The organism is Paenibacillus sp. FSL R7-0210 (genome assembly GCF_038009085.1).
GTDB lineage: Bacteria > Bacillota > Bacilli > Paenibacillales > Paenibacillaceae > Paenibacillus_AQ > Paenibacillus_AQ silagei.
Window position 1 is genome coordinate 3,918,210 of record NZ_JBBPAR010000001.1, and the last position, 13,934, is coordinate 3,932,143.

The 13,934-nt window shown below is 49.4% G+C and carries 13 protein-coding genes and 2 tRNA genes; 5 read left to right on the forward strand and 10 right to left on the reverse strand.

Annotated elements, in window-relative coordinates:
• Positions 1-93 precede the first annotated feature (93 nt).
• Together MKY64_RS16835 and MKY64_RS16840 are read left to right on the forward strand one after the other, a co-directional pair.
• Positions 94-657 carry a hypothetical protein gene (locus tag MKY64_RS16835; protein ID WP_209874654.1) on the forward strand — a complete coding sequence of 188 codons (564 nt, stop codon included), beginning with the start codon at positions 94-96 and terminating at the stop codon, positions 655-657.
• Positions 658-712: 55 nt separating this feature from the next.
• Entirely contained in the window at positions 713-2,020 is a 1,308-nt protein-coding gene (locus tag MKY64_RS16840) for a TerD family protein (protein WP_340954475.1), read from the forward strand.
• A 418-nt stretch (positions 2,021-2,438) separates the two neighbouring features.
• Here MKY64_RS16840 and MKY64_RS16845 read toward each other — a convergent pair whose 3' ends face one another.
• From MKY64_RS16845 to MKY64_RS16855, 3 genes are all read right to left on the reverse strand, one after another.
• Positions 2,439-7,202, reverse strand: a complete 4,764-nt coding sequence (locus tag MKY64_RS16845; RefSeq protein ID WP_340954478.1) for an Ig-like domain-containing protein — start codon at positions 7,200-7,202, stop codon at positions 2,439-2,441.
• A 280-nt stretch (positions 7,203-7,482) separates the two neighbouring features.
• Positions 7,483-7,809, reverse strand: a complete 327-nt coding sequence (locus tag MKY64_RS16850; RefSeq protein WP_036725472.1) for a carboxymuconolactone decarboxylase family protein — start codon at positions 7,807-7,809, stop codon at positions 7,483-7,485.
• Positions 7,810-7,838: 29 nt separating this feature from the next.
• The gene (locus MKY64_RS16855; protein ID WP_340954480.1) at positions 7,839-8,225 is read right to left on the reverse strand and encodes a tautomerase family protein; all 387 of its coding nucleotides are present in this window, start codon (positions 8,223-8,225) and stop codon (positions 7,839-7,841) included.
• A gap of 110 nt (positions 8,226-8,335) precedes the next feature.
• Between MKY64_RS16855 and MKY64_RS16860 the strand changes: the two genes are divergently transcribed.
• The gene (locus tag MKY64_RS16860; RefSeq protein ID WP_340954482.1) at positions 8,336-9,217 is read left to right on the forward strand and encodes a LysR family transcriptional regulator; all 882 of its coding nucleotides are present in this window, start codon (positions 8,336-8,338) and stop codon (positions 9,215-9,217) included.
• Here the strand turns inward: MKY64_RS16860 and MKY64_RS16865 are convergent.
• The 4 genes from MKY64_RS16865 to MKY64_RS16880 all read right to left on the reverse strand — a co-directional run bounded on the left by MKY64_RS16865 (position 9,214) and on the right by MKY64_RS16880 (position 11,172).
• The gene (locus tag MKY64_RS16865; protein ID WP_340954484.1) at positions 9,214-9,666 is read right to left on the reverse strand and encodes a DoxX family protein; all 453 of its coding nucleotides are present in this window, start codon (positions 9,664-9,666) and stop codon (positions 9,214-9,216) included. The genes MKY64_RS16860 and MKY64_RS16865 overlap by 4 nt on opposite strands.
• A 39-nt stretch (positions 9,667-9,705) precedes the next feature.
• On the reverse strand, positions 9,706-10,299 hold the full coding sequence (locus tag MKY64_RS16870) for a TetR/AcrR family transcriptional regulator (protein WP_340954486.1): 594 nt from the start codon (positions 10,297-10,299) through the stop codon (positions 9,706-9,708).
• Between the two features lie 215 nt (positions 10,300-10,514).
• Positions 10,515-10,994 (reverse strand): IS1096 element passenger TnpR family protein, encoded by a 480-nt coding sequence (locus MKY64_RS16875; protein WP_340954488.1) that lies wholly within the window; start codon positions 10,992-10,994, stop codon positions 10,515-10,517.
• 22 nt (positions 10,995-11,016) lie between these two features.
• Complete coding sequence (locus MKY64_RS16880; RefSeq protein ID WP_209874683.1) at positions 11,017-11,172, reverse strand: hypothetical protein; 156 nt, start codon at positions 11,170-11,172, stop codon at positions 11,017-11,019.
• A 289-nt stretch (positions 11,173-11,461) separates the two neighbouring features.
• Between MKY64_RS16880 and MKY64_RS16885 the strand changes: the two genes are divergently transcribed.
• Positions 11,462-12,109, forward strand: a complete 648-nt coding sequence (locus MKY64_RS16885; RefSeq protein ID WP_340954492.1) for a transcriptional regulator — start codon at positions 11,462-11,464, stop codon at positions 12,107-12,109.
• A 483-nt stretch (positions 12,110-12,592) separates the two neighbouring features.
• Here MKY64_RS16885 and MKY64_RS16890 read toward each other — a convergent pair.
• The 3 genes from MKY64_RS16890 to nrdR all read right to left on the reverse strand — a co-directional run bounded on the left by MKY64_RS16890 (position 12,593) and on the right by nrdR (position 13,476).
• Positions 12,593-12,665, reverse strand: a tRNA-Lys gene (locus MKY64_RS16890).
• A gap of 9 nt (positions 12,666-12,674) precedes the next feature.
• Positions 12,675-12,750: transfer RNA gene (locus tag MKY64_RS16895), tRNA-Ala, on the reverse strand.
• A 252-nt stretch (positions 12,751-13,002) separates the two neighbouring features.
• Positions 13,003-13,476 (reverse strand): transcriptional regulator NrdR, encoded by a 474-nt coding sequence (gene nrdR, locus MKY64_RS16900; protein ID WP_036725557.1) that lies wholly within the window; start codon positions 13,474-13,476, stop codon positions 13,003-13,005.
• Positions 13,477-13,641: 165 nt separating this feature from the next.
• Between nrdR and MKY64_RS16905 the strand changes: the two genes are divergently transcribed.
• On the forward strand, positions 13,642-13,860 hold the full coding sequence (locus MKY64_RS16905) for an alpha/beta-type small acid-soluble spore protein (protein WP_036695868.1): 219 nt from the start codon (positions 13,642-13,644) through the stop codon (positions 13,858-13,860).
• The last annotated feature ends 74 nt before the right edge of the window (positions 13,861-13,934 follow it).

A 13,934-nucleotide genomic window follows, 5' to 3' on the forward strand; every position in this document is an offset into this window, starting at 1 on the left:
TCTTCCATTTAGGCTAAAATCCTCTCTCCAAGATTCCCCATTTTCTGCTATGCTAATAGAAATCCAAAGTAGAAGCAGGAGGCGCGCAATAGAATGGATGCATTTCAATACGAGCTTACATCTGAGACAGCTATCAACTTGAGATATGAGTATGGGGGTGAATATTTTACATTCAACCTGTTCCGGGATGACAGCGGGTGGGTGCTACATCCGTTTGACGGGATGCTGCTGAGGAATCAGGCAATGTGTACGCTGGTTGCGCAGGAGCTGTTCAAGCACAAGCCTTTTCAGGTGATGCTGGCCAAGGAGGGGATTCTGTTCACCGACATACGCTCCACGGTCAATCTGGATAATGTCAGCGCGCCGGTTGCCGCACGCAATGAACGCGAGTCACGCGGTAATCCTGCAGACGACCTGATGGAATTCGTTCAGCAGCACTCGATTGAAGAGGTCATTGACTACGAATGCAAGCTGGTGGGGAGCCGTATCTCCTTTTACCAAGAAATTCTACAGCGCATGTTCATGGACAACCTGGGCCCCTCGGACCCCGAGTTCCAGAAGATACAGGATATTGTACGGATCTACGAGCAATCCTTGGAGCGCCTGACGGATCTGAATGGTCCCAATCTGGATGCCGGAAGCCGGGGCAGATTCTGAGTCTGCCACCCGCACTTATACAAGCTTGAACTACTCATAGGAAAGGCTGGTTCTCATGACACTTGAGCTTATCAAGGGGCAAAAATGCAGCTTAACCAAAGACAATCCTCTCCTCGGCCGCATCATCGTAGGCATGGGCTGGAATGAGGCAAGGGCTGGGGTCGAGATTGATTTCTCCGTTTTTTTACTTACCGCGTCGCAGAAGGTTGCAACAGAGAAGGATCTTATTTTCTATGGCAATCCTGCGGCTCCGGACCAGTCTGTAGTGATATTGCCGCCCGCGCAACGAGTCCATAGCGGACCCGCTGACGATACACAAATTGCTGTAGAGCTTAGTCTAATTCCTGCGGAGGTTGAGCGGATTGCCTTTGCCCTGACGATCTATGAGGCGGAATCAAGACAGCAGAGCTTCTCGCTGCTCTCCGATCCCTATCTGCGCATTATGAACGCTGCGGATGGAACGGAGCTCCTCCAGTACCGCCTGGGCGGCGGTTATTCCGTGGAGACTGCCATTGTGGCAGGGGAGATCTACAGATATCAGAACGAATGGAAATTCAGCGCGGTCGGCTCCGGTTATGCGGGAGGCTTAGCCGCGCTCTGCCACAGCTTCGGAATACAGGTCAAGGACATCCTGCCCGTTGTTCAAGCTTCCAGAACAGCCGAACCTGCCCGCAACTCCCCCTTTGTTCTTCCGGAGCTGCGGTCACGGCCTAAGCCGGTCGATTCATTGCCTCCCGCAGCACCAGCCGCTCCTTCCGCTTCGCCCTTGAACCCGGACACCATCGTACTCAGGCGGCACGGGGAGACCCTCCGTCTCCAGCAGGGAGCAGGAGCCGCAGGAGAGATTCTTATCAATCTTAACTGGCTTCAGACTCCATCCTCCGGGTGGTTCGGAAGCAGAGGCATTGACCTGGACCTCGGCTGTCTGTTCGAGCTGAAGAACGGCCTTAAGGGTACGGTCCAGGCGCTCGGCGAATCGTTCGGCAGCTTGAACCGGCCGCCCTACATCTCGCTGGACGGGGATGACCGCACCGGCTCCATCGTCACAGGCGAGAATCTGCGGATTAACGGACATCACCTGTCCGAGATCAGCCGGATCGTCATCTTTGCTTTTATCTATGAAGGCGTTACGAACTGGTCGCAAGCCGGCGCGGTTATAACCATCAGCCAGCAGGGCGGGCCGGAGATTAAGGTACAGCTGGACGAGCATAACAACGATAAGGGGATGTGCGCCATCGCCATGCTTCGGAGCCAGCCAGATGGAAGCTTCAGCGTGGAACGGCTTGTAGAGTATTTCAGCGGGCACGAGGAGCTGGACCAGCGTTACCACTGGAATCTGCGGTGGGAGTTGGGCAGTAAGTAGGGAGTAAGTAGCGGCCAGCATGATCAGGAACAACGTCCCCTGGCGGGCGGGTGATACCGCCGATAGCGCTGAGCCACCTTCTGCCGGACCAATGTGGTCGGTTTTTCGACCACATTGGGCTCACTCGCTCCACGCCGGACAAATGTGGTCGGTTTTTCGATTACATTAGGCCCACTCGCTCCACGCCGGCCCAATGTGGTCGGTTTTTCGATTACATTGGGCCCACTCGCTCCACGCCGGACCAATGTGGTCGGTTTTTCGATTACATTGGGCCCACTCGCTCCACGCCGGACCAATGTGGTCGGTTTTTCGATTACATTGGCCCACGTGCTCTCGTGGCAGCCTATAGCTTCAGCCGCACACAAAACAGCCCTTCCCCGTCTAAGACGGTTGGAAGGGCTGTTTGTTACGTGATTTTTTATTCCGCAGTATGATCTACAGATGCTGCCTGGATGCTGCCGAATGCCCAGTAGCTTGCCGGGACATCTGCCCATTTCTGGGCTGCGCTGGTCAGAGGAGCGATCTTCAGAGCACGGTTGATGATGGTTACGGCTTCCGCACGTGTTAAAGTCTGGTCTGGACGGAATGTTCCGTCCTGATAGCCGGTAATCATGCCTGCCTGGGACATCCGCTCAATCGCGGCCTGTGCCCAGTGTCCGGCAATATCGCTGAAGCCGGCCGATTGGCCTTCGCTGCTTGTAATCAGGCGCGATAGAAGGGTCGCCATCTCAGCTCTGGTAATCGTCTGGTTCGGCTTGAAGCTGCCGTCCGTGTAACCTTTCATCATGCCGCTTCGCGTCACTTGACCGATTGCTTCTGCCGCCCAGTGTCCGGCAGGAACATCGGAATACGCTACACCAGCAGTGACTGCGGACTGGCTGAAAGTGCGGGCAATGATGCTGGCCGCTTCTGCCCGGGTAATGCTGTTGCCTGGCTTGAAGGTACCATCGGCATAACCCGTCATATACGCCTTCACCTGTACCGCAGGATCTTGTGCAAGTACAACGGTAAAGGTACTAAATTTGCTGATGCTAAATTGAATGCCCGACTTTCCGGTCTGGCCGAAAGGTACGATCTCTCCCTTGACCAATTCTTTGGTGCCGTCGCTGTGCTCGATGAAGACCGCCAGTGCCTTCAGTTGCTCCGCCGTTAACGAAGAGTTGCCAAGCGGCAATACCAGTGTAACCGGACGGCTCTGCAGATTGGTCTCAATCGTTACAGGACGGCTTACTAACGTAACTGTCGCACCGCGGGATACACTCTGCACCTGTGCTTTGGCAAGTGCTTCAACCTCTGCGCTCTGCTGTGATGTCTTCAGTGGAACGAGGTTGAAATAAATATCTGTACCGAATCCAGCCATTGAGCTGCCCGGCACCTTCACCTCAGCATTCACTGTGAATAGATCCAGCATGATCTGATTATCAGCAAATTGCTTACTGGAAGCTGCTGGAATGGTCAGTCTGGTTCCGGCAACCTCATCATTCTTATCAGGCACGATGATTCTGGCAATATTGGACCCGGCCGCCTTAAGCTCATTGACTGCCCGGATCGCCTGCTCCAATGTGAACGTAAGAGTATCACTCTTCACGCCGTTCGCATCCTTGGTGCGGGTAATGACAACGGAGGATACCATGGAGCCTTGAGCAGCCCCGTTTTCAACGTTTGCGTTAATACTTTCTGTCTGAGGACTTGGTGTTGGAACCGGAGCCGGTGCTCCTCCCCCTGATCCTGAACCGCCGCCCGGTGCCGGTGTAGGAGATTCAGTTGGCGTGACTGGAACAGGAACTGTTGCGAAGCTCCAGAGCTTACTATCCGCAAGTCCTGCATAACTGTTACCTGCTTCATCTGTAAAAGCACCCGGTTGTATAAGCACGTAATAGCTGCCGCCCTGCTTCAGCAGGCCGTTCGTGTTGATGCTGACGGTTGAGTTCGCAATCGAAACTAGCGTCTTGTCGTCCGCTTTAATCGACTTAACGACTTCACCATTCTCTGCATTTACAATCTCAATATTGCCTTTTCCAGCAAGCACATTCTCGTTAAAAGTCAATGTGAGTGCAGCCGATACAGGCACATGCGTTGCATTGCCTGCCGGACTGTAAGAGGTCACTACAGGCGCTGCTGTATCTGGCGCACTGGTGGTCACAAACCGCCAGGCGTTAATGCCTGCAATACCGGCATAGCTGTTGCCAGCATTATCGGTGAATGCTCCTTCAGAGACCCGCACAAAGTAGCTGGTACCATGCTCCAGATTGGCAGCCGGATTAATGGTGACCACATTATTTAGAATGGTTACCATGTCCGAAAGTGCTTGAATCGTCAAGACCGGATGAATATCATCGGTGCTGCGGAAAATCTCAATAGTACCCGCCGCTGCCCGTACATTTTCGCTGAAGGTAAGGGTCAGATTCGCGTTAACTGCTATTTCTGTGGCCCATGGCTCCGGCGAATAGGTAATCACCGTTGGCGAGATCCGATCGGGTGCATCTGTAGTTGTGAACTGCCAGACTGCGCTCTCTGCATTGCCGGCATAGCTGTTGCCTGCGAGATCAGTAAATGCCCCGGCTCCAATCTGTACATAGTAGCTCGCACCATACTTCAGATCATCCGTAGGATTAATCGTCACTACATTACTATGGATAGTTACATTCCCTGAAGCCGCAGGAATCGTCGCTGCCGGTGTATGATTCGCACTATTGTAAATGACGATATTGCCTGCTCCAGCCTTTACATTCTCGCTGAAGGTAAGGGTCAGATTAGCATCTGTTGCTACATCCGCTGCCCCATTTACAGGCGTAAAATGCTCTAATGCAGGAGCTGTCGTATCCGGCGCAGCCGTTGTGGTGAAGTGCCACGTGGTGTCGTCTGCGATACCGGAGTACAAGTTGCCGGATAGATCTGCGAAAGCATCTCCGCTAATCTGTACATGGTAGCTTGTACCATATTCCAGATTGTCAGCCGGGTTAATCGTGACTACATTGTTCAGAATGCTTACGTCCTTCGCAGCAATGGTAGCCGCTATTTGGTCAGACGAGTTGTTGTAGATAACAATACTGCCTTCCCCTGCTTGTACATTCTCGCTAAAAGCAAGCTCCAGGTTAGTTCCGATAGCTACCTCTGTTGCCCCATTCATAGGCGAGTATGTGCTTACGATTGGCGCGGTCGTATCCGGTTCGCTGGTGGTACTAAAGCGCCAGGTTGTATTGTTAGTGATACCGGCATAGCTGTTGCCCGACATATCCGTAAATGTACCATTATCAATCTGGACATAATAGCTTGCACCATAATCCAGATCAGCCTCGGGGTTAATCGTTACAACTTTGCCGTCAACGATTACTTCATCAGAACCAACAGGGATCGTCACAGGAGGAACTTCGCTGTTCGTGCTGTTGATTATCTTAATTTGGCCTTCACCCTTCTGTACATCCTCATTAAAGGTAAGAGCCAGATTGGTGCCAATTTCTTCATTCGTTGCTCCATTCTCAGGAGTAAAGCCGATTGTTAACGGCGGTGTAGTATCAGGCGCTTCTTCTGTTGTGAACTTCCAGGTGTCCTTGTCCGAGATACCTTCATAATAGTTAGCATTGTCTGATAGATCTTTGAAAGCTCCTTCATCGATGTTTACAAAGTACGTAGTACTGTTTTTAAAAACTTTATACGGAACAATGGTTACCACGTTATCCTTAACCGTGACATTCTCTGAGTTAACCGGAATTACCATTAGGTTTCCTTCGTCCATACTGTCATAAATCACAATGTTGCCGCTATCTGTCGTTACATCCTCACTGAAAGTGAGCGTCAGATTTGTGTCAATGGCTACTCCTACCGCCCCTGGCACAGGAAAATAATCACTTACAGTCGGAGCTTCCGTATCTCCTGGTCCGGCAACTGTCGTGAAACTCCACTCAGCCGCTGCGATTGCTGCATTGCCGCTTGCACCGTTAGTGAAAGCATTCGCTTCAACTGTAACGGCATATTTAGCCCCTGCATCAAAATCCTTACCCGGATTAATCGTTACCGTATTGGTAGCTGGATTTACTGTTACTCTGCTGGCGTCATCCGCCGGGATGGTTTCAACCGGAGTGGACAGATCCGCAGCCTTGAAAATTTTAATATTATTGTCGTCTCCAGTGGCTGCCGTCACCGGCTGATTAAACATGATCTCCAGATTTCTATCTATATCTACATCGGTCTCATCATTCCCTGGAGTCAGACTGAGCACCCTCGGGATGTTGGGAACGACATAAGACATAATGATTTCTCCGGAATCACCCGCTGCGATAAATTGATTAAGACCTTGGAAAAATACGATACCGTTAAGATTAGCCGTTGCGTTTGTAGTCTCTGGCTTCCACGTTTGCCCCAGATCGGTGCTGGAAAACACTTTCCCTCCATCTCCTGCGGCCATAAATACGCTGTTTCCGAAAGTTATTCCATTCAGGTTCACTTTCGACTCAAGGACCTTTGCTGCGCCTTTCGAACTTTCCGGAGAAGTAATAATAGTTCCAGACGCACCAACCGCTACGAACATTCCGCCGCCAAAGGTGATTCCGTTCAATTTGTTGGTTGTTTTACTTGTCACCTTGGTCCAATCAGATCCATCTTTGGACATTACCACTGTACCGTTATCACCCACCGCTACAAACTTACCGTTACCGTAAGCCACAGCGTTCAGATTCTCATTAGTGGCTGAGAATACGATCTCCCAGTCAGGGCGATTGTCATTTTTGATCATAATCATTCCTGAATCGCCGACTAGAACTAATGTTCCATCGCCGTAACTGACTCCATTCCAGTTAAAACCGGCGGAGCCATCGGAGGGTGTCCAGGACACGCCATCTGTTGACGTCAGGACTATCCCATTGTCACCGACTGCAACGAATTCGCCGCCTGCGCCCTTATGAATAATACTATTCAAATCCTCGGCTACCCCAGAATCACGAACAGCCCATGTCGAAGTTCCGCCTGCGGTAACAATTTTCCCTGCTTCCCCCACTGCAACTAAAGTATCTGAGCCAATAGCAACTCCGTTTACGTTGATGTCGTCTGGCAGCGGACCAACATTGTCCCAGCTTGCCGCACCATTGTCCGTTGAACCCGCATATACCGGAAAGGCTCCGGTCCAAACCAAGCTGATCACGAGTAACAACGAGAAATATTTTTTCAATCCCTTACCCTTAAACAAATGTATCGTTCCCCCTTGTTCATTCATCCTGTGCGCTATATTGCAAGTTCTGCTGGAGTCTAGCATCTGCCCCCTTAGAAAATTTCATTTCTGCGCCCATTCTATCAGACAGCTCTAAACAAACTCTTAACAATTCTCGACAAAAACCGATTCATCAGGACCTAATTGGGGTATAGCTCTAAAAAAAATGAAAAAACAGCGATTTTCTAACCTCTTATCATAAAAATTGTCTAAACCAAAAAAAGCGCACGGAGCTTTCGCTCACATGCGCTTTTTTTGGTTATATTTCCTCAAAAATTCCCTTGGCAACCTGTATCGCCGATGCGGCACGCGGCCAACCTCCATAAAAGGCGAGGTGAGTCATTGCCTCGATCAATTCTTCTTCGGATAGACCGTTCTCCAGGGCCAGACGGATATGAAAGGGTAACTGCTCGGTAAGTCCACCGGCAACCAGGGCCGATATCGTCAGGAGACTGCGTTCCCGAAGCGATAACTGCTCCCTTCTCCATACCTCCCCAAAGAGCACCTCCTCCGAATAACGCGCGAACGAAGGAGCAATGTCTCCAAATGCTTCAAGAGCATTCGATGCAATTCTCCGATGCTTCATTCCAATACCTCTCTTCCTTATATGAACATTCATTCAATCATCTGTGCGATGCCATTGCCAAACGTCCAGTCCTCGAATTCTGTATCGACCAGCACGACGAAGACGTCTTCTTTCCTGATGCCCAGTGTGCTCGACAACGTCTCGGCCAGCTTGCTGTAAAAGCCCCTTTTCTGCTCCTTGCTTCTCCCGGATTTGAGCGTAATCTGAATATAGAGCAGCCCATCCGTTCGCTCTATGTTTAAATAATTCGGACTGTAATAAAATTCGCTTGCTTTATGGGCATGGTAGACTTGAAAGAAATCATCTTGCGGCACGCTAAAATATTCCCTTAGAGCACTCATAATTTCGCGGCTAATGATAGGCAGCTGTTGGTCATCGTATTTGTTCTCCAAGTAACTGACTCTGACAAAAGGCATGTCACTTCACTCCTTTACTGGTGTAACTTCATTGTACTCCCCGCCTTTTATTCTGTATAATTGAATTAAATGATACGTAAATTCAAATTATCCGATGGAGATATCTGCTAATGGACCTAAAAGAACTAACTACATTTCAAACCATCCTGCAAGAAGGAAACTTCTCTAAAGCAGCCGCCAAACTGAACTACGCACAATCCACAATCACCAATCAGGTTCAACGTCTGGAGAAGGAACTGGGCATCAAGCTGTTCAAACGGGGCTGGGATTCTGAGCTTACAGCTTCGGGGCGGATATTTGCCGCTGAGATCGACAGTCTGATCCGACATTGGAACTATGTTGCGGACCAGGCAAAAGCTCTGCAAAAAGAGGAGATCGGAACGCTCAGGATCGGAGGGCTGGAATCATTGACAGAGCAGATACTACCAAAGTCACTGCTGCGGTTCATGGAGCATAAGCCTAATGTATCCTGCCATTTTGTGATCGGTAACACCGCTTCGCTCTCGCATGCCCTGCTTCAGAATCAATTGGATTTTGCCATCTGTGGAGAGCCTGTTGACCTATCTTCGTATCACTTCGAACCCTTGTATCAGGAGCGGATATCTTTTATCGCAGGGAACAACCACCCTTTGGCCGCAAAAGATGAGATCGCTTTCGAGGAATTGCTTGGTTATCCAATCATTGCCGGGGGAGCTACCTGTCTATATCATTCCCAATTATCGAAGCAGTTCTCCCGGTACACCGGAACTCCCTTTCTGCATACCGTAAGTCAAATCTCTGCCATTGCGGGCTTCGTCCAGCAAATCGATTTTATAGGAGCCGTCCTCGAATCTACGCCGTTACCACCGAATGTGGTGAGACTCCAGGTCACGCTGAAGGAAGCCTCCATTCCCGTAGGCCTGCTGCAATTACGTAACGATGAGTATCTCTCCTCATCCAAGAAGCTTTTGATGCAATTTGTAAAGGAGGAGCTGGAGTCTATTCACGATTAAGGCAGGTGGAGTAACGGGGATGCGAGCAGCACTGCAGTGATAAAAACGAGCTGAATTCCTATGCGGACCGGTAATTTTGGCACAGGCTTGCCCCCGATTGTCATATTCATGCGTGCTGCATAGATATTGGCGGGGAGCATGGCAATAAGAAGCAAGATCAGGCATACAGAAGCAGTTGCTGAGAAAGCGGGCAGCAGGATACCTATAGCTCCGGCCATTTCCAGCATCCCGGTAATCGTCACGATCCATTCTTTCTGCGGAAAAGCAGGCGGCACCATTCTGACCAAATCCGGCCGCCGCCGTCCCCAGTGAGCCGAAGCTCCGAAAAGCAGCATCACAGCTACAGCCCACTGAAGGGCGGTTTGCCAGTCATTCCAATACGTCAAGCCTAGTAGACCTATTCCCCGGAACAGTAAAAAGGATACGATGAGCGCTATAAAAGGAACCATTTAACCTCTCCCCTTCTTGTTACTTCATATTGCTTCATCTCAATTCTTCAGAATACCAGCCATAATACCGGATATTTCTTTCGCAGAAAGGGTCCCGGAAGAGGCGCGCAGGGACGCCCGCACACGCAGACCTAATGACAGCAGAACGAACAGCTCCGCCATCTCATCAGGGTTCACCGTTTCTTTAATCACCCCGTACTTTTGCCCCGTGATAATCCACTGCCTGGAGACCGACACCGACCGCTCATGAAAATGCTCAAGCACCTCCGCTACCGCCGGTTCATTCTCCTTGCCCAGCAGGTATAGAAGCACCTTGTTAGTCGCTTCATGGCTGTCTTCCAATCCGGCAAGACTTCTGGCGATGGCATGCATCGGCCCGTCGAAGCTTTTATCAATACTGCCTCTTACTTCCTCCTCAAAACGATCATTCACAGCGTCAAGCCGCTCCTCCAGCACCCAGGCAAAAATCTCATCCTTGCTCTTCACATAATGAAATATCGCCCCCTTAGATAATTGCGACTGCTCCATAATATCCTTCAAGGTAATGGCATGACAGCTCTTGTCCCGCAGCAGCTCCTTGGTCCCCTCCAGCAGCTGCCGGATCGTCTGCTTCCGCCGGTCTGCATTCTTCATTGCTATTCTCCTCTTCTGCCTTACATAGGTAAGATTAGATTAAATTAAAATATGATTACTGTTGATTATACATACCGACCGTTGGTTTGTAAATTAGTGCGTAAATAAAAAAAAGGTTCGGAATGTTCCGGATAACGTGGATTAATTCCTCCATCATTTCTCCGGCTCCCGAGCCCATGATTTTAATATCTATCCGATATGTATATTATTTCCATCTATGCCTCTTCATCCTCTTCGTCTTCATCTTCATCAAAGCCGCCATATTGATCCGGTGCCTCTCCCTCGATCTCCGTGACCATAGGCAGTTTTTGTCCCGGCTTCACTTCAGTCTCTCCCAGATATTGAACAATCATTCTCCACTCATCGCCATAATCGAATAGGAGCAGCATCTTTTGTTTGGGGGTATGAAAAACTTTACTGATTGTTGCTTTTTGCACTCCAGGAAACCTATCCCCCGCCCCCACATCAGCAAATAATTCATAGCCTTCCTCAGAGCGTGTCCAGTTTTTGAGATTATCATAGAATCCAAAGGCATGATCCAGATCAAAATCAAAAGATTCAATCGTAACTGCCGCAAGATCGTACAGCGACGCCTTTGCAGAAATTGCAATCTTCCGGGTAGGCCGACCACGCACCGCACCGTTCCAATCGCTTAAGGTTACTTTGAATAATCTGGCTTGTTCGTTGTTAGTCATCGGACTCTCCCCTTTTATCAATTCATTCTTCCTCACGCATTCTCCGAACCTCATTGTACAGTTTTTTTGCTTCATTAGGCGTCAGTATACCTTCAGATTCAAGAATATCGTCAATTGAATAGTCATCTTCAGCTAGCTCACTAGTTGTTTGTTTATCCATTCTTTTTGGCACAAGCATGTTTGATTTCAGCCTCCTATGAGGATTTAAGGATAATATACATGCAAACAATAAATAAAAGAAAACAAAAATATAAATCCTCTATAGTATACTGCACGATTAGAACCTCTGTAACTACTTATTGATTCCTGGATTTGTAGCGCTATAATAAGAAACATAGGTTGTGAAGCACACGCCGCTTTTAATGCTCTGCCCCTTCCGAGTTAGATTCTTGGAGAGGGTTGAGTATTGAGGCGGCTTTTTTGCGGGAAAAATAAATACTAAGTTGAGCGTTCGAGGAGGAGTACGGATGCCGCGATTTGAGCAGCAGTACGAGGAATGGTTAGTTAGCAATCTTAAGAATGAGAGCAACCACAGGCGCAAGGAGTTACTTGGCAAAGGATTAGGCCACGGAACAGTTGAATTTCTCCGCAAGGTATGGTTTCCGGCAATCGGCAATTTCGATCATTTGTTTCCAGAATGGGAAGTGCGTGATTTCAATAACGGGTACCGCTATCTGGACTTGGCTTATATGCCTGGAGGTGCAAAAGGCGGGATTGAGATTCAAGGCTATGGACCTCACGCCAGAGATCTGGATGTCAGACGCTTCAAGGATCTATGCCGCCGGCATTGCTTACTGGCCCTTGATAGTTGGACTTTTCTTCCTATCGCTTATCCTTCAATTATCGAAGAACCCAAGCAATGTCAGCAGTTGGTGTTGTCTTTTATCGGCAAATTCATTGCGACGGATGTTTCTTCCACATTAACTTGGCTGGAAGCGGAGACCCTTCGTTACGCAAGACGTCTGCTCAGGGCATTCACACCTTTCGAGCTTGCTAAGCATCTCAGGGTAACGGATAGGCACTCCAGACGAATTCTGCATCATTTGGTCGAACAACAGTTACTGGATGTGGCCGGAGGACAGCAGCGTTATCGGACATATCAGCTTAGAGTTTAACGTATGTTTAGGAGCATGAATTATAAAGCTGATATGGTAAAAACACTTGAATTCCGTGGCTGTGAGCGTGAAGAAGTAGAGGTATCAATCAGCTGTAACGGACCGAGACGCACCTATTTCTACAAAAAGCACAATTTTACCAAGCTTACGGACTCAGATGGCGCTATTTATTAGATTTCATCTCATATTTGGATGGTGAAGAGGCCTTAAGCGCGATACGGTCCGTTAGCCCTTTCAATTATACTGAATAGAGAAAATAAGGGCTGTGGGGTCCGTAGCAATCCTTTAGACACATCTAGAACCGAAGGAACTCGATGGAAACCATATTTCGCAGTTTGGGTTCGGGGGTTCGGGTTCGGGGGCGGGGTCGGGTTCGGGGTTCAAGGTTCGGGAATGGACCTCAAGCCCTTGCTGTTCCCCTACTTAATCACCCATATTCCATGAAACAGCAAAAGAACGGCATCTCTGCCGTTCTTCATGTGATGGACTCTCAGGGGCTCGAACCCTGGACAAATAGATTAAGAGTCTACTGCTCTACCAACTGAGCTAAGAGTCCGTATGAAATTGGTGGAGCCAAGGGGGATCGAACCCCTGACCTCATCGCTGCCAGCGATGCGCTCTCCCAGCTGAGCTATGGCCCCATATTTTTTACAATTTTGCCAATTTAGAATTACATTATGTATTCTACAATCTGATCTGAGCGAGAAGCTCAAGTCGCTTATTCATCAATGTGTTTCGTAGGCGACTTCTATATAATACAGAAATCTGCTTTCAGTGTCAACACTTTTCCGAAATTAATTTTGATACAAGACGCTCCACCCGGGAACTGACCTCTCAACCTCAAGGCCAGCCCCACTACCCCAATCGAATCCTTCACTTCTAAACGGCGAAGCTTACAGCCCGTCCAGCTCCTCAGTCTTGGACAGCAGTCCCTTCAGTTCCTTCATGAACATGTTGATGTCCTTGAACTGGCGGTACACGGACGCGAAGCGGACGTAGGCTACCTCGTCGACAGGGTAGAGCTGCTCCATGACCAGCTCGCCGATCTGGCGGCTCTCGATCTCGGCGAGAGCGATGCCGCGCAGGCTTTTCTCCACCTCAGATACGATGACCTCCAGGCGCTCTACAGGGACCGGACGCTTCTCGCAGGCACGGATCAGGCCGCGGAGGATTTTGTCACGGCTGAACTCTTCACGGCTGCCGCCTTTTTTGATCACAATCAGGGGGGTCTCTTCAATCATCTCGAAGGTGGTGAAACGGCGGCTGCACAGTTCGCATTCCCGCCTGCGGCGAATGGACTTATTCTCGTTGGCAGGGCGCGAGTCCAGGACTTTGGTATTGGTGTGGTCGCAGTAAGGACATTTCATAAGCTTCTTCACTTCCTCATCATTAGAATGGTCAGGCCCCGTCCCTTGATACACAAGGGCTATGCGGGCATCATTTAATTTCCAGAAAACACCGTTTATTTGTTGTTATGAATCTGACATGTCCGGCACATAATACAGTTACCAACCGATAGGAGGTGAACAGCAATGAGCCAAAATAACAACTCCAATAACCTGGTAGCTCCAAACTCACGCGGTGCCTTGGAACAACTGAAATATGAAGTTGCCCAGGAACTAGGTATCACCCTCTCCCCAGACGGATACCAAGGCAATAAAACTTCTTACGAAAACGGTTCGATCGGTGGTTACATCACTAAACGTCTTGTAACCCTGGCTGAACAGCAACTGGCAGGTCAGTACAAATAATACCTGCCCACACGACATAAGCTTGCCTAAGAAGTATCGAACGGCCTCCGGCCGTTTGATGCTTCTTTTTACAT